Here is a 23182-nt window from a genome sequence, read left to right on the forward strand (position 1 = left end):
CTCTTATCAGGATTTTTATCAATCGGAGAATTAGCGGAATTTGCTAACATCGGCGGTTTAACTGCTTTTGCTTTAACAACAGTTAGTGTCGTTGTTCTTCGCTATACACGACCAGATCAACCACGTGTATTCAAAGTACCTGCGCTATGGCTTGTAGCAACTATAGGGGTTGGCGGATGTATTGTATTAATATTTAGTCTGCCGTTATTTACTATCGTGCGCTTTATGATTTGGTTAGCGATAGGTTTAGTTATATACATAGTCTATGGGTACAAGCACGCTAAAATAGGCTCTAAAAATGAAGATCTATAAATGAGAAAAACACCTCTTTTGCTCTAAAGAGGTGTTTTTCTAACTGAATTTAATATAGATCTGGACGCACATTCTTGTTAATGACAACATAGTATAAGTTAAATTCCCTTATATGCCCAGGCGCTGATTTTGCAGAAGGCATCGCCAAGAAAGTCATTTATAATTTGCTTTCTTTGTGCCGTATTAATTTCCCCAAATAAGTAAAAAGACTATCTTCGTTAAATCTTTAAGTTCCATATGTGCATTTTCAAGACTCTTGCGGATATTTCTAATGCTAACTTCATTTGAGCTAATAGCACTTCGGGTGCAGTCCCATCTTTCTCCATCCTATTTGTCCAGATATTCTATGGACCCGTTACTTCAATTTGATGTTCATAGGGAGCAATTTATTATGAATGTCCTTCGAGGTTCTTAGAATTTTCACAAATTCCGTCTTTTCTATTATTTTCAGTTTAAAATTTTAATAAGAATATCATACTGACACTAAGGAGCAATACCAAATCTGTTCTTGATTGAAAGGAATGAAAGCACATGGAACCGGAGGGAGGCTCAGACCTCGTGAAAAGCGTCCTCCTGGAGTCAAGTGAATACTTTGGCGAAGACCCGAAACTAAAGAAAAAAATTATAATTTTAATACCATCTCAAAAGAACTTACATTGGCTATGATAGTGTTCAAAGGGTTATAATAGAATAATAGAATTAAGGCTTATAAACGCTGATACAGCTTTCAATAAAATGCAAAAGTACTATCATTAATTTCTGATTTGATAAGACATACAATTCTTTTCGCTCCTTGGATTTATTTATTTCTTATAAGACTTATAAAGCGGCATGCATGTAAGTCTTTTTCTAAGTGATAATGGGAATAATAGTCCAATGAAGGGGGCATTTACATAAGAATGATACGTAATGTTTTACATCAATTTATTAATTGCTTATGTTCATTTGATAGCGAAACCCAGGCAGTAAAGGCAGCGAAGCCGTTTTGTAGAAGGAGTGAATACATGAGTAATTTCTTTCGAAGCCACGGATTTAAACGTTTTATAATCCTAGTTGGGATCGCTATTGCACTATATTTGATGCGAAGTATGATTAATCTTATTCTTCTCACATTCATTATTACTTACTTGATGAATCAACTTACCACGAAGACAACAAAAAAGATTAGAAAATACACACGAATGAACGAGAAGGCTGTGACAGTTACCCTCTATCTTTTACTTGTCGCAGGTATTGTGGCTATTATCTACAAGTATTTACCTGTCGTAACTCAACAAATAACACAGCTCTTTGATCTTATTGCTAGCTTTAGTCTCAACCCAAATGATAACGAGATTGCAAGGTATTTAGCTCCAACCTTTGATAAGATCGAACTGGGTAAATATTTAGAGCAGGGTGTAGACCTCACGCTGAAAAATCTTACGAATATTGGTAAAATCATTTTGCATATATTCATTGCACTGATTTTGAGCTTGTTTATTTTACTTGAGAAGAAACGTATTACGGAATTTACAGCAAAATTTAAAGATAGCAAAATGAGCCATCTCTACGATGAATTACATTATTTCTCAAAGATATTCATTCGTTCTTTCGGTAAAGTGATTGAGGCGCAGTTCATTATTGCCTCTATCAACTGTGTTTTATCTGTTATTGCTTTATACATTATGGGCTTCCCGCATTTAATTGCACTGGGGATTATGCTCTTTATACTGGGATTGGTGCCAGTTGCAGGGGTCATCATGTCCTTGATTCCTCTAACTATAATTGCATACAGTATCGGTGGTCCAATGTACATCGTCTATATCTTAGTTATTGTTATGGTACTGCATGCTATGGAGGCATACTTCTTAAATCCAAAGCTGATGTCTGCCAAGACAAATCTTCCAATTTTCTATACATTCATCGTCATTCTCTTCTCAGAGCATTTCCTCGGTGTATGGGGATTAATTATTGGTATTCCATTATTCATGTTCCTGCTCGATATTCTGGGAGTTACGTCCTCAGAGGATGAACTACAAAAGGCAATGGAAATACAAGAGGATAAATAAATTGAATAAAGCTTTCGTTCAAAAGCTAAACCCCTTTCGATTATTGTATCGAAGGGGGTTTAACTTCATTTATGTGCTTTATTTTAATGAGCTTGCTTCTGAGAAAATCGGATACGGTTTTCTCTTCATAAATATAAAAATTAGCAATGCGGTAATACCTTCTGCAACAGGGAATGTCCACCAAATAGCTTGTGGGCCAAGTAATTTAGGCAATAGTACGAGAGCAGGGATAAATAATAAAATACTGCGAAGTAACATAATAGTTGTTGCAAGACGTATTTTTTCAATCGATTGGAAGAATTCTGCAAATACCATGTTCACACCAAGGAATACATACCCAATTGCAAAATGTACAAAGCCTTGTGTAGCCATATTGCGGATGTCCAGCGTACTATCACCAAATAATGCAATTAGCTGAGAAGGGAATAACGTAGCAATTATGGCAGTAGTTAAACCTATCATAAATGCAGTGGCAATACCTATTTTCAATAATGCTGTTAATCTCTCAATTAACCTCGCACCGTGATGATAACTAACTAGTGGCTGTAGGGCCATACCGATACCAAGGAACACTGTTAATAGTACGGTATGAATATAGTTAACCATCGCGTAGGCGGTAACTCCATCTGAACCTAAATAGTGTAAAAATGTCACATTATATAAAATAACCATTACAGCGACGGAGGCTTCAACGATAAAGCTTGGTAGCCCTATAGCGAATATTTTCTTTAAATCAGTCAGGCTGAAAAATGTACGGACAAATTTTAATTCGGATTGCTTTCGGAAGAAGTGTAGGCAAAGCACCGACATACCGATTATTGTGGAGAGTGCTGTAGCTAAGGCACAGCCAGTTACGCCGTAATTGAGTACGAAAATAAAGATGTAGTTAAAAATAATGTTTAACACAGATGTAGTGATTAAGCCCATCATCGCAAGTTTTGGATTGCCATCATTTCGAATAAAAATACTTAGTAAGTTTTCAATTGTATAGAATACACCGAAAATCAAAATAACATGTAGGTACTCTTGGACATAAGGAAAGGTAGCATCACTTGCTCCGAATATATAGGAGATTTCCTTTAAATTTAATAAAAGTATTAGAATCAGTGTCATGACGACACCGATCATTGTTGTAAATGCTAATGTAAAGAGCTGATGCGCTCGTTTTTTATTACCCTCACCGAGAGAAATTGAAAATAGTGTAGCTCCACCCATACCAACCCAAAGGGAAATGGATAGTAAAATTGAGAAAATTGGTACGGCGATATTTACTCCTGCTAAAGCGGCTGGTCCAACTCCATGACTAACGAAAATACCATCCACTAAAATATTGACTGACATCAGCAACATACCAATCATAGCCGGGAATAAGTATGATAAAAACAAGGGCTTAAGAGGTCTTGTTTCAATTGGATTAATGGTAGTCATGAGCATGTACCTCCTTTACCATCACCTTTTCGCCTTTGTCATCTAGCTCATTGTTAAAGACGAACCCAAACTTTTTATATAGTTGAATCGCTACTATATTGTTGTCATAAACGCTTAAATATATATTTTGACAGCTGTATTTAGCTACTAAATAATTGATAAGTTGCTGTAAAAAGTATTTTCCCAATCCTTTGTGCTGATAACGCTCATCAATGAAATAGCGATCTAACCAAACACGTTGTGTGTTGTCTTTATGTGGGAACACGCCATACATAGCGAAGCCGACTGCAATATCTTCCTTATACAATCCAACAGGAATAAAGCGTTGATCTGTTTCTGCCTCCGCTAAGCATTGCTGTGTACTTTCAATAAAATCTTGCTGATTATCAGCAATGCGTAATGCCAATATTTCCTCTTTGTTTAAAGCTGTAATGTCACGAATTTCCGTGAACATAATGTCAAAACCTTTCTATTTTTAATTTCTTTCAGCAGATGTCACGGAAATCGGAAAGGGGGTTCTTATAGGATGTTAGCCTAAAACACCGAAATAACCGATATCGTGTCGGCCCTCATGTTGTTGCTGACGCTTCGCTTTCGCACAGACAAAAACATGTTGTTGCTGACGCTTCGCTTTCGCACAAAAGACATCATGCAGGCCTAAGCACAAACCGATTCCGGACGCAATTATGCAGTGGCATAATTGATTGTTAATAGCTACAATCTAATGTATATAGTAACTATATAGTCAAGGAGGTAAACTTAAAAATGTTTAATAAAAATGTAAAATATTTTACAACTGGTGAGTTCGCTAAAATTTGTAAGGTTAATAAACAAACGCTAATTTACTACGATCAAATCGGTTTATTATCACCCATTATGAAGGATAGTAAAGACTACCGTTATTATTCCATTGCACAATATGAATTTTTCAGTGTAATAGAGCTATTAAAGGAAGTTGGTATGTCTTTAAAGGATATTCAAAAATATATGGCAGAAAAATCACCTGAAAATTTTTTAGACTTAATGTATCAGCAAAAGGAAATTGTAGCGAAAAAACGTCGAGAACTGGAGATGATTGAAAGCATTATTGATGTAAAAATCGATTTAACAGAGGAAGCCTTACACCTTGATTTTGAAAGCATTACAATTGAACATCTGCCAGAGGCAATGTTGTATTTAAGTAAAAATATCGAGGATTCGACGGAAGAACAGTTTACGAAGGCTGTTTCAGATTTTATAGATGAATTAGACCACTCTCAATTAGACACTGGTTATCCCATTGGTGGGATTACAAGAAGAGAGCAAATATTAGCGGGAAACTTTGATAACTATAGTTACTTGTATATAGAGCAGCCACTCCCACGAGAAGGCCATCCTTATTTCGAAGCAATTGAAGGAGATTTTATTGTTGGATATCATATGGGAACAACTTCTACACTTGGTGAAACTTACGAGCGATTATTTAAGGTTATGCGGGAAAAAGATTTTGAATTAGGGCAGTACGTATATGAAGAATATATTTATGATGCCGTTATTAAAAATCGTGAAGAGGATTATGTAACGAAAATTATGATAGAAATTGAAAAGGGTCAGTAGTATGACTCTAGGTATAAAAAATATCTCCTTATAGTGACATTCAAATGTTCTATAAGGAGATATTTCTAATGGCCAATAAAATACTATTATCTAAAGTGACTAGTGATGCCAATGAAAAAAGATCTAGGTGGGACCTTGCAGCGAAGCGACTCAGTCGGAACGGAAATCAACTCCACGTTATTGTGATGAATTCATTTTTATATGAATACTTTGGTGATTTATCGGAACAAAATCTCATTTTATCGGAACAATTTCAGTTTTTATCAACTATGGGCGACTACTTGGGGATTAGTAGTAGAGGAACGAAGGCTAAAACCATCACGTCCTGTGATAACGCCTTCGTGACCAACATTGGTGCTGTTGCTGTCGCTTCGCTTTCACGGAAAAAACATCTGTTGGCCCGAGCCCCTGGAGCGAAGCGGATCATCGGACGCCCCCATGTTATGATGCTTAAAGGAAAAATAGCAAACTAGAAGTAGAAACTAGTTTGCTATTTGTACATGATTATTTAATATAATTAGGTTTACTTACTTTATCAATCAGCAGAAGGCCATCATATTGATCGCGTGGAACAAGACTTTCCTGAATCATTCCCCAGCTATACGATAAACGTGGCTCAAACATCCATGAGTTTCCTCGCTCATTTTGACGGTTTCGCATGTCGATAAATGTGTATGGTTTATTTGAAGATGATAGAATATCCTCGATTGATCCTTTTACTGTCGGTAAAACGGCCATAGGTTCACCCATATTGTTTGCTGTTTCGCCACTAGTCATATAAAGACCAAGTACATAACTATATTTCTTGTAGATATCTGGTAGACGTTCACCCATCAATTTTATCGGATAAGGAGAACCCATTACTTCGGATTGTGCTTTACGAATATGGTCATTATGCGCCCAGACGATAAATTTTTCAGTTGGATAAATCTCCTCTGCTAACCAAAGTAGGTTTTCCATCATTGATTGGTCACGCCATTCCATTGTTTTTAAAAAAGAATCATATTTATTTTGCTCAAGCTCAATATTTGCTTGAATTGATAGTTCTACATATTCGTCCGCTAAACGGATACGGTCAGCTAAAGTACGTTCCATAAGCTTTACAATATGAGGCTCGCTCGGATAAGCCGCTTTTAATTCTTTTTCTTTTAACTGTACTTGTGATTTTACTTGTTTATACACTTCGATAATGCTTGGTTTCGCCTTTTGGTAGCCTTTTAGATCCGTACCGAAGCTCCAGTCTACAAGTTGCTCTTCTACTTCACTGAACTGTTTAGCAAGTTGACTATTTTGCAGCCACTCACCATTCATGAACGCACCTTGCTGTTGAATATCAAAGCCTGCTAATTTTAAAGGTTTATCGGTATTCTGTGTTTTTTTAGCATACTCAAATAACGGCAGTGTTTCTTTTGACCACCATACACCAAAAATAGCATCCTTCATCGTTTGTTTCGCCGTTTGTTTATCAATTTGTCCTTGCGCATTCATGGCATTCCCCATACCGCTTTCAAAGGCTAGGACATTGTAGCCCATTTCTTGGTGTAAAAACTGAATTAAACGTGTTTTCGCTAGGCTAAATTCTGCTGCGCCATGTGAACTTTCCCCTAAAAAAACGATGCGCTTATCATGCAATAAAGGCTTTAGCATCTCTAAATCTTCAAATTTAGTAGATGGAATGTTTTGTTGACTAATTGCTTCAGGTTGAATGGATGTTAAGCTGTAAGCGTGGTCGTTTGTCCACTTTTTCCAATCTTGAAGAGTTTCATTGGATGTGCGAGCTTGCTTCACTTCTAATTTGTTATCTAAAGCTACTCGTTCTTCTGCCGCCGGAACTGCAGCGGATGCATTTGAAACTCCGTTGAACGCTACAAAACTTGTTAGTGCAATACTTAATGATAATAAAACCTTACGTTTCTTACCTTTTATCACTTTCTATCAGTCCTTCGCTATATGTTAAGACTAATTATAGGTGGTGAAGTTTAAAGTAAAAGGGGACTTTGTTTAAATTTTGTTTAAATTTGGTCAAATGTCATTATTTTGGATTATTCGAGCGAGGGCAGGTAAAAAAACATCTCCAAAGCGTAAGTACACTGTAGAGATGTTAATTGTTTTATTTATAGTGATACGTGCTAGCTCTTGGATTATTCCGTTGTATTTGATTGAACCATGCACGATCCTTTTCCTCTTGTTTTAATGTATTAACGATGGTTGATGAGCAATTGATACAGATTTTTGCCTGAGTAACTTGTCCGCAGCGTTCACAAGGTGCGCCTAAATTAGGAAAAATTGATTTTTTTAATTTTCCTGCTTTTACCCATTTGTAGAGTAGCTCAGATGAAACCCCAGTTAATGTAACTACCTCATCATTCGTTAAATAGCGATTATTTTTTCTCAGTAAAAAATGATGTAGTTCTGAAAAAATATCTTCTTCTCTCACATCAATCCTTTTATTAAATAGCTGCATGTTGATTATTCTCCTCGTTTACTTCAATTGATGACTTCTCCTATATTTTCATTTACATTGTTAGGCTGCTCATCATATTTATAATTTTCCCAGCGATTTCGTGCTAGTTTTCGATATTTATTGGAAACATTTCGATCTGCTATTAGTCGAGAGAATCCTTTTTTCGCTTCAGCAATATCTCCGAGTCGAAGGCTTAATTCTGCATGTAAAAATTGAATTCTCTCTCCGCCCTCTTGATTGGATGCAAAAGATTTGCTGTAAAAGTCCCTTGCAGCAAAGAGGTAGCGCAATTCTGATTCATGATCATTTTTTAAACGATATAGCCAGGCTATTTTTAGTGCGAAATTGGCCATAAGAAGTGACTCTTCCATTGACGCTCTCGATACAAGATAAGCTAATTTAAGGCTTACAATGGCATCATCGATTGTACGTTCCTTGCACATATCCATTGGTTTTTGAAGCTCTTTTATGTATAGCTCATCAATAAGAAGCATGAAAGGTCCATATGTTCTTGTCATAGATTTATGGTAAGCATAGCCACAATGTGGGCAAACGGCAACTTCATACAATAATGGGTTTAAACCTTCATAGACTGGCATGAAGTCTGTTTGTTCTTCGATAATTTTATATCGATTAGGACGTACTTTATATGTAGTAAAATGCTTTTTGCAAAACTTGCAATCTACGCTACTTTCATAGTAGTAAATGTTAAATGCCATAAGAATCAACTCCTTTACATTATTTCTTTTGTTCTATTTATATGATGGATAGAATCGTTCAATGTATTTAATTAGTTACCTTTTATATTAACAATTCTATGTTCTTTGGTATACTCCTTTAGAATTATTAAAATAAAAATGTTCATTACTTTCTTAGTTATTTGAAATTTTGATATGTACCCGTAATAGTATTTATCGGTGCAGTTATAGCAAGTTATACATTTATTTTAGTTTGTCAAATTACGTACAAATGTTAAATTAAATAGCTACTTATTATTTTATTATAAAATTGTTTGTATAGGTTATAATACCTATTTGTAATTTTGGTGTAAAGATGTTTCTTAATGTAAAATTACAAGTGTGTTGATTGGAAAAATATAGGATTATTATTGGTCGATAAGGAAGAGTCAAAAATTATGTAAAACGATAAGGAGCGGACGATGGATTATAAAATTGTATTCTTTGACGTAGATGGAACGCTTATTAATTATGAAGATGGTCGTATTGAAGAAAGTACAAGGAACGCTATTCAACAGTTGAAAAATAAAGGAATTCATATTGTTGCTGCTACAGGAAGACCTTTATCAATGTGCCAGGATTTAAGAAGTGTTGGAATAGAAACGTTTATTACAGCTAATGGTGCATATGTTAAGCATCAAGATCAAGTCATACATAAAATGCCTATTGCAAAGGAAATTGTCCAGGTAGTTAAAGCTTTTGCTGATGAAAATAAACAAAGTCTATCATTTTTTACAGAACAATTATCAATGAATTACGTCCAAGAGGAAGAGACATTAAAAGCTATGCAAGAAACATTATCTTTGCAAGAGTTTCCCATTATCAATGAAGATATTGTAACGCAAGAGGTGTATTTAATGTGTTTATATGGTGATGAGGATATTGAGAAAAAGTATACCTCAACATTTCCTCATTTATTATTTAAAAGGTGGCATCCGTACATTACAAATGTTTTGCAACATGATGTTTCTAAATCTATTGCTGTCCAAGCTGTACTAGATTATTTCGACTTGAGTCCTGAAGAAGCACTTGCTTTTGGCGATGGAGATAATGATATCGATATGCTGGAGCAGGTCGGCTTTGGTATTGCAATGGGTGACGGTAGTGAAGCATTAAAAAATGTCGCTGATTTTATAACAAAGAAATCAACTGAAAATGGTATTGATTATGCTCTTCGTGAGCTACAAATAATTTAATAGAGTAGTAGCCGAGAAATGAGATTTATAGCATGAATCGACCACTATACAACATTGGAGAAAGTTTTTAAAAAGAAATAATTTTTCCATCTGTATAATCTACAAGGCAGTGATAATAAATCCTTGAGAAAATTGTATTAAAGTCATAATACTCATAATATTGTTTGCTTTGAGTTATTATAAAGCTATCTGTAAAAAGAAATTCATTATGCTTTAGGTGGGAAGGATTTATGGCGCATCACGTGCAATCTCTAATAGAACATTACGGATATTTTGGCATCATTCTTATCCTAGTTGGCGGGATTGTTGGGCTGCCACTTCCCGATGAGATATTTTTAACATATGTAGGATATAGCGTATATAAAGAAACTCTCGCACATATTCCGGCTTTAATCAGCGCTATAGTAGGTGCGGCAGGGGGAATTACTCTGAGCTACTATATAGGCTATAGATTTGGGCTACCGTTATTGCAAAAATACGGTCCGAAAATCCATATTACTGAACAGAAAATTGACTTTACTAGAAAATTATTTGCAAAAATAGGGCCGGGATTATTATTAATAGGATATTTTATTCCTGGTGTGCGTCATCTTACAGCATATATTGCGGCTATTAATAATTATCCTTATAAAAAATTTGCTTTCTTTGCCTATACGGGAGCAGTTATATGGACATTTACTTTTATTACCTTAGGAAAGGTACTTGGGGAGAACTGGCGTTATGTTGGGGTATATTTATCCCGCTACAGTATTTATCTTATAGTATTGTTCCTAATACTAATGTTAATCGTTTATTTTATTTTCAAAAAAAGGAATTCGCCAAAGTAAAAAAGGTCTGATTCAATACCTACTCAGGATGAACCAGACCTTTTTATCTTTTAAGGTAATATTGCGAATGAACGCACAGGGAATCCAGAGGCTTTCTCAGGCTTTGGTACAATATTGAAAATAGCAGCACCTTTTGGAGGGAGCTTATCCAAATTTGTCATAAGCTCAATTTGGTAAGTATCTTGCTCAAGCACAAAATATTCGCCATCTAGCTTACCATTTTTACGAAAATCTGTTGCTGAATCCGTATCAAAGGTTTCGTGGCCAATAGCACTTACTTTTCGTTCGTTGAATAAAAATTGTAACGCTTCTAATCCCCAGCCAGGAATATGATTATGACCATCCGCATCCTTGTTACTGAAAGCCTCTTTATCTGGCCAACGTTTACTCCAATCCGTACGCAGCGCAACGAAGGTACCTGCTTCGATTTCTTCATATTCAGCTTCAAAGTCAAGAATATCTTGAACACTTAACGTGTAATCGTTATTAATTTCAGCTTCCTTCGATTTATCAATAACGATTAGTGGTAGCACTAGTTCTTTTAGCTCCAATTCCTCTAAATAGCGCGTATCTCGCACAAAATGGATAGGTGGATCGATATGTGTTCCATATTGCCCAGAGAAAGTGAATTGCTGCGCAAAGAAGCCATCATCATGGGAAAATAATGTTTCAAATTTTGCATCATCAAACATAAAGAAGTGGGGCGAATTAGGACCAAATGTATGTGTTAAATCCACCCATTCTTTCGATTTCAATAGTTGAATTGCTTGTAAAAGTTCGTTTGCCATAATATCTTCCTGCTTTCTTTTAATTATTTTTGGATGCAACAATAAAAAAGAGCCCTCCTTGTAGAAAGAGGACTCTTGTGCAAAGCAACTAAAGTAAGTCTTCTCATCTTCAAGGCTAAATTTCGCCAATTGGAATTAGCACCATACCTATAGGCTGGTTGCTGAGACTTCATAGGGCCAATCCCTCCGTCTCTCTTGATAAGAAAATGCGATATAAGAATTTTCAGAAATAATGTTTACAAACACTTTAGCATATTTATTTATAGTTTACAAGTTCAATAGGGATACAAGGTTAAAATTCATAAAGATGTTAAAGGAAAAAAAGAGGGCCCTCTTCAAAGGGCCAACTCTTCACCAATTCAAAATTAATGTAAGCTTACAACAGCTACTATCAGTAAATATTATACGAATTCCATCTGGTGTATAGGTAGTTTCGAATTTTATAGTAATGCCTGTTGACGCAATTAATTTTTCAACTTCCGTTTTATTTGATTGTTGTGCTGCATTCATAAGATCATGCGCAAATTGCTCTGATTCATCAATTTTATCCGTAAGTAATTGTGCTTGCTGCATAATAACCTTGGTCCGTTTCGCGGAAGTCTTCAATTTCTTTGTATTGACGATTGGAAATGGACTTCTATTCGTTGGGGTTGTCGGCATTGCTAGATGGCTAGAAGGGTGTTGAATTGTTGGTTGATTCGCCATTACCCATGCCGGATAATAATTAGGATAGACAAAATACGAATAAGGATTGTAATACAACTAAATTCCTCCTATCCTATAGCTGATACATTATCTTATGTACAACAAAGACTTTCGGTGTTAATGGCTAATGCTTTGAAAAGCCTGAGCGAAAAGGGGCTCAGTTCAATGGCTTAAATCTTGACCAATTTATTCTTCTTCAAAAGGAGTTATTAAGATGGATATTCGTGCATACATAAAAAATGGTTTTGAAGTTTACTATGAACGTTATAATCAGGTGTCTGAAGCAGGATTTTGTAGGTGGATGTGCCCTGACGTACCTGAAGAAATGAAAGTAGTTGATATCGATGCAGAGTGGTCTATGTGGAGAATGATTCCTTCTACTGTAACAGAGGAAGATATTCAAACGTTAGAAAAAGAGTTCGGACTTAATTTTCCCGAATGGTATAAAGCTTTTATTTCAACGTATCATCATTATTTTGGTGTAATACCTGACCAAAGTATTGAAGAACCTTTAAATAACGTAAGGGATATGTTTAATCCATCATTATGCACTTTAGGATATCTTCCATTTACATGGGATACAGAGTATGGAAAAATAATTTGTATTGATTTAAATAATAATGCTGATGAAGAAAATTGTGCAATATATGAAATTGAACATGAAATTTTATTTGATGATGATGCCGATATTCAATCGTCATTAGACTATCTGTATCCAAATTTCAAGGCATATTTTGATGATACTTTCCTTGAATCTAATAAATAGCAAAAAGGAAGGGGCTTTTTAGACAACACCTTCCTCACATTTTTACCTATAGCAACATACCTATTGTTTGTTTCTATCAAAGAGTAACCATAGAAATGTAGTAGCTGCGGCAAGCATCACCATGCCGAAACCGTATATAGGAGTATAAGCTAATGATTGGTAGCGAACGATAAACCCTCCGATGTATGATCCTAGAAAAATACCAATGTTAAAGGCTGAAATATTTAATGCTGAAGCCATTGAAATAGCTGATGGTATATGTTTTTCTGAAAGCTGAACGGCATAAAGCTGTAATCCCGGTACATTCATAAACATAAATAGCCCCATCATAAAGACCATTATTAATCCAACGATGGATGATTCTAAAAAGAAGTTGATGCCGAGTAGTGCTAATGCTAAGCCTAGAAAAATAATAAAGATTGAACGCAAAGGGTTATTATTAGCAAAACGACCACCTAATGTATTACCGATGGCAACACAAATACCATATACAACTAAGATTATGACAATTGCTTGAGGTGAATAGCCCATATACTGCTCTAGAATAGGGGAAACGTAGGTATATACTACGAATGCGCCACCATATCCAATTGCTGTAATAAAGAGAATTAATAACATTCGTATATTCCCTAATACTTTCCCGATATCGCGAATAGATATTGGATTACCTTTAGATAATTGACTAGGCACAAGCAGAGCATTACTAATTAATCCGATAATGCCAATAACGACAATGAAAATAAACGACATTCGCCAATCAGTTACTTGTCCAATAAAAGTTCCTAGTGGGACACCAGTCACAGTAGCTAATGTTAGTCCTGTAAACATAAAAGCTATTGCACTTGCTCGTTTATTAGGTGCTACAACATCTGCAGCGATAACAGTGGCAATGGACATAAACACACCATGTGCTAATGCTGAAATAACACGCCCAGTTAGTAGTAATGAGAATGAGGGTGCTAAGGCAGCAAGTAAATTACCGATAATAAACAGCACCATAACGAGCAGTAATACATTTTTGCGACTAAGGCGCGATGTTAAGGCTGTTAAAAGCGGTGCACCAATAGTTACACCTAGTGCATATATGGATACAGTTAAACCAGCAGTACTTAACGTTATGTCAAAATCTTCTGTAATTAACGGAAGTAATCCGACGCTTATAAATTCTGTAGAGCCGATACCAAATGCACTGATGGCAAGTGCGAGTAATGTTAGTTTAGCATTTGGCGCTTTTGTATCATTCATTCTATTAATATCTCCTTTGATTTTTTGTATAGTGTATAGTAATATTCATACATACCTAAAAGTTGTATAGAGTACTTTTAGTTACTTTTGAATATTACAGGGGGTTTACAATGAAAAAAGTTTATAATATCGGTGTTGAAGCCACTCTTGAAGTCATTGGAGGCAAATGGAAACCTATTATTCTTTGTCATCTTAACCACCATGGTCAGATTCGTACGAATGAATTTCGCCGATTGATTCCAGGCATTTCGCAAAAAATGCTAACAAGCCAGTTGCGTGAATTGGAGCAGTCTGGATTAATTAATCGTAAGGTTTTCAATCAAGTGCCGCCAAAAGTTGAATATTCGTTAACACCTTATGGTCAAGAGATGGACCCGGTGCTGAACATCCTTTGCACTTGGGGTGAAAAACATATCGAAGTGCTACAAGAAAAAGGTGAAGATGTTCTGTTAATGCAACGGGATGAAGATATCGCAATAAAGCATACATCTTAAATAGATTGGAAAGAGACTGTCTAAAAAGTTTTCTATACTAAGAAAATAAGACAGTCTCTTTCACGTTTACATAGCTATCGTTTACATGACAAAATCAAACTCATCTGGGTTTGGTCCAACACGTTGATCTAGATTCATGGCGTTAATGATAGTCATCTCTTCATCAGTTAGTGAGAAATCAAAAATATCAGCGTTTTGAATCATACGTTCTTTGCGCACAGATTTTGGAATTGTGACGATACCATTTTGAATATCCCAGCGCAAGATAACTTGAGGGTTTGATTTCCCGTATTTTTCAGCTATTTTTGAAATAGTTTCATTTTCAAGAAGTCCACCTTGCATTAATGGTGCCCAAGCTTCCATTTGTATATTGTGCTCTTCACAGAATGAACGTACCTCAGTTTGTTGCAATCGTGGATGTAATTCCACTTGGTTAATAGCTGGTGTGATACGAGCTATTTTCAGAAGGGCTTGTAAATGTGATAAATGGAAGTTACATACCCCAATGGCTTTAATTTTCCCTTGCTCGTATAAATCTTCGAGTGCTCTCCAAGCTTCTGCAAATTTATTTTTACCTGGCCAATGAATGAGATATAGGTCTAAATAATCTAGCCCTAATTTTTCTAAGCTGTCCTCGTATGCTGCAATTGTCTCTTCATAGCTCAAGCCATCGTTCCATACTTTTGATGTAATAAATAAATCCTCACGTTTTAAACCAGTAGTTGCTAGTGCCTGACGAATACCTTCACCAACTCCTGCTTCATTACCATAAATAGCAGCAGTATCGATACTACGGTAACCAACCTCGATCGCATTTTTCACCATTTCTGCTGTAACATCATTCTCTACTAGAAATACGCCTAGACCCATACCAGGCATTTGTAAGCCATTATTTAATGTAATTGTATCTTGTAAATGATTAATCATTTTTCTGTCCTCCGATTTTCGTTTGTGCTTTGTTGCTTTCTTATTATGCTTCCATGCCATTGCAAAAAAAAGTACGCACTTTTTAGTTTCATAGAAACGTGGAGGTAACTTTTGTGAGATATCAATGGTTCGCTGTAAGAAATTTTTATTAGTTTACATGGTTCGGTCTTCTGTATTCGTTACAATTAATGGTAGAAAAGTAAATCTTGTAGGGGGATGAATAATGCATGGTAATAACGAAAAACTTGGCAGATCACTTTGAAATGACAGAAATTAAGATGTTTGAGTCGAGGCTGAATGCAATTAAGGAAATTCAGAACAATGCAATGGGAGTGGAGGTTGGTCAATTTGATGGTGCCTATGCTTTCACCGTTAAAAACATTCCCGGTCCCTCTTACAATGTGGTAAAGGGCGATAGTTTTAGTTCAGAGAATACCATAGATCAAATCCTTAGCTTTTATAAGGAAAGAGAAATACCAGCTCGTTTTGATTTAGCGCCACAATACGCAAATGCTACTTCACTACAAAAATTACATAACGCCGGCCTTTATCAGAGTGATTTTCATGCAACATTATATTGTGAGCTAAATGAAGAGATGGTAGGGAGAACAAAGAATTCGTCCATTAAGGTAAGACAAATGAATGAAGCCGAATTTGATCGTTACGGAAATATCTATGTTGAAGGTTTTGGCATGCCAGCATTTTTAGCACAAAGTGTTGCGACAAATAATAAAGTTTTGTATGACAAGCCTGGTTGGTCGTTTTATATCGCTTCTCTTCAGGGTGAGGACGTTGGTATCGGCTCCTTGTATATAAATGATGGAACAGCCATATTAGCCGCATCTGCTGTAATGCCAAAAGCCCGTAGTCAAGGGATTCATCAAGCGTTCATACAGTTTCGTATTAACGAAGCTCTTCAACAAAATTGTAGTGTAATGATAGGTCACGCGAAATTTGCATCCATAAGCCAAAATAATATGGAGCACTGTGTGGGCTGAAAATGGCGTATACAAAGAGTATATGGACAGAGGCAACATGAGTGGATTGCGGAAGTTAGAAGGGGATTTAACCCTTAGGAATATTACATTTTTTCGGATTCAGATAGGTCGCTGCCACCAACCTGGTATAAAAGGTTTTTATGCGAAATCAGTGATTGGTGATATGAAAATACCCGGCAATTATTATTACATATACATATTTGTTGTAAAAAGAGATTTTAAAAAGACTACATACTTAGATCTAATTGCAGTTCTTCTAAATTTAGAGGATGAAAATTAATACATTTTATGATAATTAATAACTTTTTAATAATTATTGCTTATTCTGTAAATAAGAGTATTTTAAAATAAAAATTTATAAAAATTTCCAACGAATGTATTTATAGTGATTTGAAGATCATTTCAATTTGTTAATAAACGAATTGAGTAAGTATCCAAATCCGTTTCGAACATGATATTGATATGCTTTAGTTAACATTTTGATGAGAGATTACTCATTCTACCCAAAAAACATTGTGCTGTAATTTTATTAATGAAGGGTATTTACTCATTTGAAATTTATGGTTAAAACCAATAACACATTATAGAGGGAGGTTGTTTTTATGGAAAAAGTCGCTTTAGTCATTTCTATGTGTGCCCTGTTTGGTACATTTGTTGTCTTTCTTTATGAACTTATAAAAAGTGGTAAATTGGTATTTGAGTCCAAAATAATAAAAATTTTATTGGTCGTTTATGTTGTTTTCTTTTTTGTTTTTGTGATTGGTTATAACTCTAAATAAGCATTTCTAAATTAGGAATTTCATTACGTAAACCGATGATGAGTATTTGAGACACTACAGTTCTTTTTGAATTGTTCAAGTGGCATACTGTTTGCTGTTGCTACGTGTAGAAAAATTCTATAATACGCTAATTTTCCATTCTGACGTTTATTTTTTGTAGGGTATTTATGGCATATTATGAGTTATTTAAAAATATTTAGAGGAGACGTGTTTAAATGATTTCAATTATTGATTTAAATTTACAAACAAAAAAACAAATAATATTAGAAGATATTAATCTTAACTTTAAAGATGGGAAAATATACGGTTTGTTAGGTCCTAATGGCTCAGGGAAAACAACTTTATTTAAATCTATATTAGGTTTAACTAATTATGATGGGGAAATATTACACAACAATAGACCTATAAAAGATGCGCATATTGGTAAATTAATTGAATATCCCATGTTTTATAATAATTTAACCGTGTTAGAGAATTTGAAGCTTCATGGAGCATACACAAACCTTGAAAATATAGATTATAAGGAAATCCTTAGTGATTTTGACATTTATGAAGCTAAGGATAAAAAATATTCGGAAATATCTTTAGGGATGAAACAGCGATTAGGAATAGCTAGGGCCATTATGGGGGATCCTTCGGTTCTTTTATTAGATGAACCTACAAATGGGTTAGATCCACTCGGTATTAAATCTGTTAGAAATTTGATTAAAAACTCTTTAAGAAAGCCTACTAACTGTATATTAATTTCTAGTCATAATCTTACAGAAATCGAGTCAATTTCAGATGAATTAATATTTATAAAAAAAGGGAAAATTATTACAAAAATTAAGAACAATAATAATAAGCTATTCTATGTTGTCACTTTAAAAAATAAAGAGAGTCTTGCCAGCGATTTTTCAGAAAACCCATATGTTTCTAAATTGCATTTAGAATCAAACTTTAATAAATATATTTATAGTGGGGATGATGAAAAGTTGATTAAAGATGGTAATTATACTTTTGAAAAATACACATTAGAGGATTTATATGAGGAAATAATGTGTTCTTAAGAAGGAGCTTATTAAAATGAAAATATTATTTAAAAATGAGTTGTTAAAATTAAAAAGAGAAAAGTTTATTTGGTTTCTACTGGCATTAAATCTATTACCTATAACGATGAATATAATTAATTATATTGTTAACAGTAAAGATTCGAATATTAAAGATGTTTATTTTATTTTCTATAATCAATATTTTATGTTCTTCCCTATTATTGTTGGTATTTTAGTAAGTTCGGTATTTTATATAGAGTACAAAAATGGTACCTATCTAAACTGGATAACATATAACTTTTCGAAAAATAAACTTTTCTGGGCAAAAATTATTACGGCTTCGTTCTGTTTGTTTTTATTAGCAGCTTTAAATTATATATTATTATTGATCTATGGGATAGTTATTGATTGGGGGAAAGAAAGTTTAATTAAGAATATTGTTGATATCACAATTTCATATTTGATTATGACTTTTTCTTTAAGTGTGCCCATTTTACTTTTAAGCACAATTGTAATGGTCTGGTCTAGAAATATTGTTATATGTAGCATTATTTCTATCGTATTTTCACTATTCTCAATGATTCTAATTGCTGCACCCTTTGCTTATACTATTTTTTCAACATTTTCGTATAGGCTAGGTCTGTATATAATAGATAAAGATTACTATTTTGATAATACTATGTCTGCCACAATAGTGGGAAGTATAGCTTGGTGTAGTACCATTTTAATTTTATATTGTTTATATGTATTTTTCACTTCAAGAAAATTAATTATTGAAAAATAGAAAAAAGAGTAACATTCAAAAGATCAGAAAAGGATCTTTTGAATGTTCTATCCTTATGCTTCTATTAGTAATTTGAAATTAAATCCGTTAAATTAATATGTGTGGTAATGTATGATCAATGTCATGTAATAAACTATAGATGACCCCAACATTACTTAAGAAGAAACTTAAAGTATTGGTATTATATTTATATCCTGATTGTATTGAATCGGTACTTAATGCAGAATATAAAGTGTTTCTTATTTCTTCCAATTGAAGAGCGTCATTATAATTGTTTAGTTTATTAAGAATAACTAAATTCCCTGCTAAACCATGACAAATACTATGATCTATTTCATAAAGGAAATTTTCCTTTAGAATTAAACTTTCAGTTTCATTAATATAATTTAACGATACTCCAGTATTCTGCTCAATCAAACTTCTTCCTAAAAGAATCCCAGAATTTCCGTTACACCAAGTATTAGTAGATTTTTGCCCAATTTCTCTATTATCCATCCAGCAATTAATATCTTTATTGAATATCGTATCTTCATATAAAGAAGTTTTACAGATTATATCTATAATTTCATCTTTTAAGTCTGGATAGATGTGAATGATTTTCGAAAGAGAATAATTTATGCCTGTTATTCCATGGGAGAAGCAAGCTAAAGATATAGAATCATTAAAATCTGAAGACCAATAAAGTAGATCATCTTCTGCTTTTAATCTACTGAAAATATTGCTCTTTAAAAAAAGAATGCATTCATCTAATATTTTATCATTAACTTCTTCCTTAAAATCAATAAGTAAGCTTAATAAGCCGGCAATGCCACCAATATAATCAAGAGGGGCTCGACTGATATTACTTTGAAGAATTTCTTTGCAAAAATCGATTAGTTTCGTTTTTAAATTGATAGTGAAAAAATTGTTTATTCTATTTAATTCTAAATAATACTTAAAGTAAGAAGCTTTACCATGATATATGGAAAATAGGTTATCTCCTAAATCTGAATCATATAACATATTAATAGTATTATTTAGCTTTTGTATTTCTTTTTCATTTTTAGTCCCTAGAACTTTTTGTTCGGCCGCTAATAATAATCCTAATCCAGCTAAGCCGTCATAAATACCCATAGGCATAGTACTTAACACACTATTTCCTCTTTGATCGTGCCTAAGGGAAAGTGCTTGTATAAAATCATGATTTACTTTTAATTTATCTTTTACCGTTGATAGTTTACTACTGAGTATCTCTTTATTAGATATATATTTTTTTAGATGTGTTTTACTTATATTATGACTTCTCCTGCTATCGTTATCTGCATTTTCATAATAACTAGAAATGGCCATGTTTATTAATTCAAGTTGATAATTACAGTCTTTCTCTGAAAATGTATGTAACTTGTCTAACACTTTATTGCGAGGTTCTTTTAGTAAAAATCGATCAATTTTTACGCCACTTTTAGAATGGAATAAAGCTTTCGAATCAAGGTCACTATTGAATAGTGGAACATCATACTCCTGAATATCTGAAAATTCCAATTCTAGTATCGTATCTTTTTGAATTAAACTGGCACTGGCTTTATCTAATATTTCATGTAGATCATTTTGATTTTTACCCATTAATCTATTGGGATCTTTTAGGGCGTCAATAAATTTAGCATATATATAAGTTGGCCTTAACACATAACGTATTGAGAAATTTTCTGTGTCCATAATAAAAGTTTCTAAAAAATCTTTGTTATTTAGAATAAAAGTATAACAGTCTACAAAACCATCAGAATAATCCTCAATAAAATTATATATTTCTTGATAATCATTATTTAATAAAGGAACATTTGAAACGTCAGTATTTCGATGGATAGAATTAATTAACCTCATTTTATCACTATTTATATCAACTAATAATTCTTTGTTATAGGTTTGTCTATTTGGGTTGGTGGTTCCACCAATGAATAAAACCATATCTTCTAAGGGCGAAGTTGCAATATCGAATAATAAAGTACCTAAAATAGTATTTGTAATAAAACTATAATTAGTAACATCTTCAGAAGCATTACTTAGATTTAATTCAGATTGGAAGATGGTTTCTAAATCTATCAAGACTGGATGTCTATTCATTGAAATAATGTTTTCAAAATGTATGTCTGATGCCTGGAGTAAGTATAAAAAGCATGAATGTATTCCTAATTCATTATAGTAGTTAGTAACATCTTCAATACTTGTGGATTTTGTATTATTAACAAATTCTTGCCATCCGTAATTTTTTTTATTTAAACATTTTGGAATGTAAAGATTCCTTTTGGATTTTTCATTATAAAGTTCAATCATTTTATAATAAAAAATATCAGGTCCCAAATCTTTTGGTTTGTAAATTATGATTTCTTCATTTAAATTAATTCGTGCAACGGATTTTCCATTATTATGTGTGTCTCCTTCGTTTAATAGAATAGATGTTATCTTATCATTTTTAATATTAAACATATTCTTAATCTGATTATAGTCTTCCATATAATGATTTATAATTTCAGTAATATAATTAAGTGTATTTTCAATGACCGAATCTATTTTGGAAGATATGATTTTATTTTCTTGAAGATTACTGGCTTGAATATACTCCTCCAAATTCTTTTTTTCATTTACTTCATCTATATAGTCAAAAGTATTATGAAAATCAATTAAAATACTTTTAAAGCCTATTTCATATATTTTATTGTTAATAATTTTAACAATAGAATCATGAAGAGCTACTTTATCGATATATTTTTCATAGACAATCTCAACATTGGTAAACCAATCTTCGACTTGCTTACTATGAAATTTAATATAATAACTATTTAACAATAAATTATCCATTTTATAACTCCTTTATTATATGTATTTTTAAAAAAGGCATAGATATACCACAAGTCCAATAAGATATTTCTTAAATGGTTGAGTATATATGCCTTTTTGTACTTATATTATTACTAGATTAATACTCTCATAGACCTTTTATCTTATAGAAATACATTTAGTAGTTGGAAAACTTGCTAGTGAAATGGATAAGTCCAATTTTGTGTATTTCGAATTAATTACAACGACCTGTGTAACAATCTTGCATCGTTCGACAGATAGTAAGACTTATTTGTGTATATGGAAACTGGGGTGGTGACGCAGGTAGCATCGATGAACCACCAGCAATTTCATTTAATTCTTCATTAGAAATAGGCTCGAAGCTTTAAAGTTTTTTTCATTTTTTAATTTCCTTTATAAAACTTACAAAAAGAAGTGAATGTTGTAGTTGGACATCCTACTGGTGAAATTGGTATTGCTTCAGTAAGCGAAGTATATGTCCATTTTAGGTTGAATTTCTAAACCATTAGCAATTCTTTGTTGTAATCATACATTTTGTTGTTAGACAGATACTAACACTTATTGTTGGAATCTGAGGTGAAACAGGTGGTACCGCCGAGCCACCGGCAATTTCATTTAACTCTTCATTAGTAATAGGTTCAAAAGGTTTGAAATTTTTCTTCATTGTAGTTCAATCTCTCCTTTGTCGTATCTCGGTTGGTAGATATTAGTAGTTGTTTATAGAAAGATCGCTGGTGGTAAATTGAACCACCAGCTATCTCATTTAACTATTCATTAGTAATTAGGCTCAAAAAGCTCCAGTTTTCTTATTGTTAGCCTTTACAAGGTTTAACAATAGAAGCGCATTGTGTAGTTGGACATCCAGCCAGTGAAATTGGAACAGTTACTGTAAGTGGAGTCCATTTAGGTTGAATTTCTGATCCACCAGCAATTTCATTTAATTCTTCATTAGTAATAGGTTCAAAAGCTTTAAAATTTTTCTTCATTGTTCAATCTCCTTTTTCTCATATCTTGTAATTAGACGATTTTTAATAGTTATTTATAGAAGGATCGCTGGTGGCAATGAACCGCCAGTAATCTCATTTAATCTTCATTAGTAATTAGAATCAAAAGCTTTCTTATTATTTGCCTTTACAAGGTTTAACAATAGAAGCGCATTGTGTAGTTGGACATCCAGCCAGTGAAATTGGAACAGTTACTGTAAGTGGAGTCCATTTAGGTT

The 23182-nt window shown here is 33.5% G+C and carries 23 protein-coding genes and 1 riboswitch; of the genes, 12 read left to right on the forward strand and 11 right to left on the reverse strand.

The genetic code is table 11. The annotated features are described in order from the left end of the window. A partial coding sequence (locus tag ACFXN8_RS09530) for an amino acid permease C-terminal domain-containing protein (RefSeq protein ID WP_386844628.1) occupies positions 1-312 on the forward strand: 312 nt, incomplete at its 5' end. Positions 313-1316: 1004 nt separating this feature from the next. Further along, positions 1317-2360, forward strand: a complete 1044-nt coding sequence (locus tag ACFXN8_RS09535; protein ID WP_376077334.1) for an AI-2E family transporter — start codon at positions 1317-1319, stop codon at positions 2358-2360. 78 nt (positions 2361-2438) lie between these two features. Here the strand turns inward: ACFXN8_RS09535 and ACFXN8_RS09540 are convergent, their stop codons facing one another. Then, on the reverse strand, positions 2439-3788 hold the full coding sequence (locus ACFXN8_RS09540; protein WP_376077331.1) for an MATE family efflux transporter: 1350 nt from the start codon (positions 3786-3788) through the stop codon (positions 2439-2441). Then, on the reverse strand, positions 3775-4242 hold the full coding sequence (locus ACFXN8_RS09545) for a GNAT family N-acetyltransferase (RefSeq protein ID WP_386844631.1): 468 nt from the start codon (positions 4240-4242) through the stop codon (positions 3775-3777). Before ACFXN8_RS09545 ends, ACFXN8_RS09540 begins: the two co-directional genes overlap by 14 nt. Positions 4243-4553: 311 nt before the next feature. On the opposite strand from ACFXN8_RS09545, the gene ACFXN8_RS09550 reads away from it, so the two are divergent. Beyond that, positions 4554-5384 (forward strand): MerR family transcriptional regulator, encoded by an 831-nt coding sequence (locus ACFXN8_RS09550; RefSeq protein ID WP_386844633.1) that lies wholly within the window; start codon positions 4554-4556, stop codon positions 5382-5384. 68 nt (positions 5385-5452) lie between these two features. Beyond that, positions 5453-5857 carry a hypothetical protein gene (locus ACFXN8_RS09555; RefSeq protein ID WP_386844635.1) on the forward strand — a complete coding sequence of 135 codons (405 nt, stop codon included), beginning with the start codon at positions 5453-5455 and terminating at the stop codon, positions 5855-5857. Positions 5858-5888: 31 nt separating this feature from the next. Here ACFXN8_RS09555 and ACFXN8_RS09560 read toward each other — a convergent pair whose 3' ends face one another. The 3 genes from ACFXN8_RS09560 to ACFXN8_RS09570 all read right to left on the reverse strand — a co-directional run bounded on the left by ACFXN8_RS09560 (position 5889) and on the right by ACFXN8_RS09570 (position 8567). Further along, positions 5889-7313: an erythromycin esterase family protein gene (locus tag ACFXN8_RS09560; protein WP_386844637.1), complete on the reverse strand. Its 1425-nt coding sequence runs from the start codon at positions 7311-7313 to the stop codon at positions 5889-5891. A 181-nt stretch (positions 7314-7494) separates the two neighbouring features. Next, positions 7495-7848, reverse strand: coding sequence for a hypothetical protein (locus tag ACFXN8_RS09565; protein WP_386844639.1), 354 nt, complete (start codon positions 7846-7848; stop codon positions 7495-7497). A 23-nt stretch (positions 7849-7871) separates the two neighbouring features. After that, complete coding sequence (locus tag ACFXN8_RS09570) at positions 7872-8567, reverse strand: DUF2225 domain-containing protein (RefSeq protein ID WP_376077308.1); 696 nt, start codon at positions 8565-8567, stop codon at positions 7872-7874. Between the two features lie 440 nt (positions 8568-9007). On the opposite strand from ACFXN8_RS09570, the gene ACFXN8_RS09575 reads away from it, so the two are divergent. Both ACFXN8_RS09575 and ACFXN8_RS09580 read left to right on the forward strand, forming a co-directional pair. Beyond that, positions 9008-9781, forward strand: coding sequence for a Cof-type HAD-IIB family hydrolase (locus tag ACFXN8_RS09575; protein ID WP_386844641.1), 774 nt, complete (start codon positions 9008-9010; stop codon positions 9779-9781). A 230-nt stretch (positions 9782-10011) separates the two neighbouring features. Next, the gene (locus ACFXN8_RS09580; protein ID WP_386844643.1) at positions 10012-10608 is read left to right on the forward strand and encodes a DedA family protein; all 597 of its coding nucleotides are present in this window, start codon (positions 10012-10014) and stop codon (positions 10606-10608) included. A gap of 50 nt (positions 10609-10658) precedes the next feature. Here the strand turns inward: ACFXN8_RS09580 and ACFXN8_RS09585 are convergent, their stop codons facing one another. Together ACFXN8_RS09585 and ACFXN8_RS09590 are read right to left on the reverse strand one after the other, a co-directional pair. Beyond that, positions 10659-11396 (reverse strand): cyclase family protein, encoded by a 738-nt coding sequence (locus ACFXN8_RS09585; protein WP_386844645.1) that lies wholly within the window; start codon positions 11394-11396, stop codon positions 10659-10661. Between the two features lie 100 nt (positions 11397-11496). Further along, positions 11497-11601, reverse strand: a riboswitch (SAM riboswitch). A 146-nt stretch (positions 11602-11747) separates the two neighbouring features. Next, positions 11748-12158 (reverse strand): YuzC family spore coat inner layer protein, encoded by a 411-nt coding sequence (locus ACFXN8_RS09590; protein ID WP_386844647.1) that lies wholly within the window; start codon positions 12156-12158, stop codon positions 11748-11750. 157 nt (positions 12159-12315) lie between these two features. Between ACFXN8_RS09590 and ACFXN8_RS09595 the strand changes: the two genes are divergently transcribed. Then, a complete protein-coding gene (locus tag ACFXN8_RS09595; protein ID WP_386844649.1) occupies positions 12316-12867 on the forward strand; it encodes an SMI1/KNR4 family protein in 552 nt (183 codons plus the stop codon). Positions 12868-12927: 60 nt separating this feature from the next. Here the strand turns inward: ACFXN8_RS09595 and ACFXN8_RS09600 are convergent, their stop codons facing one another. Next, entirely contained in the window at positions 12928-14112 is a 1185-nt protein-coding gene (locus tag ACFXN8_RS09600; protein ID WP_386844651.1) for an MFS transporter, read from the reverse strand. Between the two features lie 110 nt (positions 14113-14222). Here ACFXN8_RS09600 and ACFXN8_RS09605 point away from each other — a divergent pair, with 110 nt between their 5' ends. Next, positions 14223-14606, forward strand: a complete 384-nt coding sequence (locus ACFXN8_RS09605) for a winged helix-turn-helix transcriptional regulator (RefSeq protein WP_370077222.1) — start codon at positions 14223-14225, stop codon at positions 14604-14606. Positions 14607-14687: 81 nt separating this feature from the next. Here ACFXN8_RS09605 and ACFXN8_RS09610 read toward each other — a convergent pair whose 3' ends face one another. Next, the gene (locus ACFXN8_RS09610) at positions 14688-15533 is read right to left on the reverse strand and encodes an aldo/keto reductase (protein ID WP_386844653.1); all 846 of its coding nucleotides are present in this window, start codon (positions 15531-15533) and stop codon (positions 14688-14690) included. 227 nt (positions 15534-15760) lie between these two features. On the opposite strand from ACFXN8_RS09610, the gene ACFXN8_RS09615 reads away from it, so the two are divergent. The 4 genes from ACFXN8_RS09615 (at position 15761) to ACFXN8_RS09630 (ending at position 19125) form a co-directional block, all read left to right on the forward strand. Beyond that, a complete protein-coding gene (locus tag ACFXN8_RS09615; RefSeq protein ID WP_386844655.1) occupies positions 15761-16531 on the forward strand; it encodes a GNAT family N-acetyltransferase in 771 nt (256 codons plus the stop codon). A gap of 602 nt (positions 16532-17133) precedes the next feature. Next, on the forward strand, positions 17134-17310 hold the full coding sequence (locus ACFXN8_RS09620) for a hypothetical protein (RefSeq protein WP_386844657.1): 177 nt from the start codon (positions 17134-17136) through the stop codon (positions 17308-17310). A 215-nt stretch (positions 17311-17525) separates the two neighbouring features. Then, positions 17526-18359 (forward strand): ABC transporter ATP-binding protein, encoded by an 834-nt coding sequence (locus tag ACFXN8_RS09625; protein ID WP_386844659.1) that lies wholly within the window; start codon positions 17526-17528, stop codon positions 18357-18359. A 16-nt stretch (positions 18360-18375) separates the two neighbouring features. Beyond that, positions 18376-19125 carry an ABC transporter permease gene (locus tag ACFXN8_RS09630; protein ID WP_386844661.1) on the forward strand — a complete coding sequence of 250 codons (750 nt, stop codon included), beginning with the start codon at positions 18376-18378 and terminating at the stop codon, positions 19123-19125. Positions 19126-19212: 87 nt separating this feature from the next. Here the strand turns inward: ACFXN8_RS09630 and lanM are convergent, their stop codons facing one another. Together lanM and ACFXN8_RS09640 are read right to left on the reverse strand one after the other, a co-directional pair. Further along, complete coding sequence (gene lanM / locus ACFXN8_RS09635) at positions 19213-21960, reverse strand: type 2 lanthipeptide synthetase LanM (RefSeq protein ID WP_386844663.1); 2748 nt, start codon at positions 21958-21960, stop codon at positions 19213-19215. A gap of 812 nt (positions 21961-22772) precedes the next feature. Then, the gene (locus tag ACFXN8_RS09640; protein ID WP_349659432.1) at positions 22773-22946 is read right to left on the reverse strand and encodes a class II lanthipeptide, LchA2/BrtA2 family; all 174 of its coding nucleotides are present in this window, start codon (positions 22944-22946) and stop codon (positions 22773-22775) included. Positions 22947-23182: the final 236 nt, after the last annotated feature.

It is taken from the genome of Lysinibacillus sp. NPDC059133 (genome assembly GCF_042755925.1).
In the GTDB taxonomy this organism is placed as follows: domain Bacteria; phylum Bacillota; class Bacilli; order Bacillales_A; family Planococcaceae; genus Lysinibacillus.

Excerpts from the sequence above, each read along its gene's own strand:
- ACFXN8_RS09535 (WP_376077334.1), top strand. The coding sequence starts at position 1,317 with ATGAGTAATTTCTTTCGAAGCCACGGATTTAAACGTTTTATAATCCTA.
- ACFXN8_RS09540 (WP_376077331.1), bottom strand. The coding sequence starts at position 3,788 with ATGACTACCATTAATCCAATTGAAACAAGACCTCTTAAGCCCTTGTTT.
- ACFXN8_RS09545 (WP_386844631.1), bottom strand. The coding sequence starts at position 4,242 with ATGTTCACGGAAATTCGTGACATTACAGCTTTAAACAAAGAGGAAATA.
- ACFXN8_RS09550 (WP_386844633.1), top strand. The coding sequence starts at position 4,554 with ATGTTTAATAAAAATGTAAAATATTTTACAACTGGTGAGTTCGCTAAA.
- ACFXN8_RS09555 (WP_386844635.1), top strand. The coding sequence starts at position 5,453 with ATGGCCAATAAAATACTATTATCTAAAGTGACTAGTGATGCCAATGAA.
- ACFXN8_RS09565 (WP_386844639.1), bottom strand. The coding sequence starts at position 7,848 with ATGCAGCTATTTAATAAAAGGATTGATGTGAGAGAAGAAGATATTTTT.
- ACFXN8_RS09570 (WP_376077308.1), bottom strand. The coding sequence starts at position 8,567 with ATGGCATTTAACATTTACTACTATGAAAGTAGCGTAGATTGCAAGTTT.
- ACFXN8_RS09575 (WP_386844641.1), top strand. The coding sequence starts at position 9,008 with ATGGATTATAAAATTGTATTCTTTGACGTAGATGGAACGCTTATTAAT.
- ACFXN8_RS09580 (WP_386844643.1), top strand. The coding sequence starts at position 10,012 with ATGGCGCATCACGTGCAATCTCTAATAGAACATTACGGATATTTTGGC.
- ACFXN8_RS09585 (WP_386844645.1), bottom strand. The coding sequence starts at position 11,396 with ATGGCAAACGAACTTTTACAAGCAATTCAACTATTGAAATCGAAAGAA.
- ACFXN8_RS09595 (WP_386844649.1), top strand. The coding sequence starts at position 12,316 with ATGGATATTCGTGCATACATAAAAAATGGTTTTGAAGTTTACTATGAA.
- ACFXN8_RS09600 (WP_386844651.1), bottom strand. The coding sequence starts at position 14,112 with ATGAATGATACAAAAGCGCCAAATGCTAAACTAACATTACTCGCACTT.
- ACFXN8_RS09605 (WP_370077222.1), top strand. The coding sequence starts at position 14,223 with ATGAAAAAAGTTTATAATATCGGTGTTGAAGCCACTCTTGAAGTCATT.
- ACFXN8_RS09610 (WP_386844653.1), bottom strand. The coding sequence starts at position 15,533 with ATGATTAATCATTTACAAGATACAATTACATTAAATAATGGCTTACAA.
- ACFXN8_RS09615 (WP_386844655.1), top strand. The coding sequence starts at position 15,761 with ATGGTAATAACGAAAAACTTGGCAGATCACTTTGAAATGACAGAAATT.
- ACFXN8_RS09620 (WP_386844657.1), top strand. The coding sequence starts at position 17,134 with ATGGAAAAAGTCGCTTTAGTCATTTCTATGTGTGCCCTGTTTGGTACA.
- ACFXN8_RS09625 (WP_386844659.1), top strand. The coding sequence starts at position 17,526 with ATGATTTCAATTATTGATTTAAATTTACAAACAAAAAAACAAATAATA.
- ACFXN8_RS09630 (WP_386844661.1), top strand. The coding sequence starts at position 18,376 with ATGAAAATATTATTTAAAAATGAGTTGTTAAAATTAAAAAGAGAAAAG.
- lanM (WP_386844663.1), bottom strand. The coding sequence starts at position 21,960 with ATGGATAATTTATTGTTAAATAGTTATTATATTAAATTTCATAGTAAG.
- ACFXN8_RS09640 (WP_349659432.1), bottom strand. The coding sequence starts at position 22,946 with ATGAAGAAAAATTTTAAAGCTTTTGAACCTATTACTAATGAAGAATTA.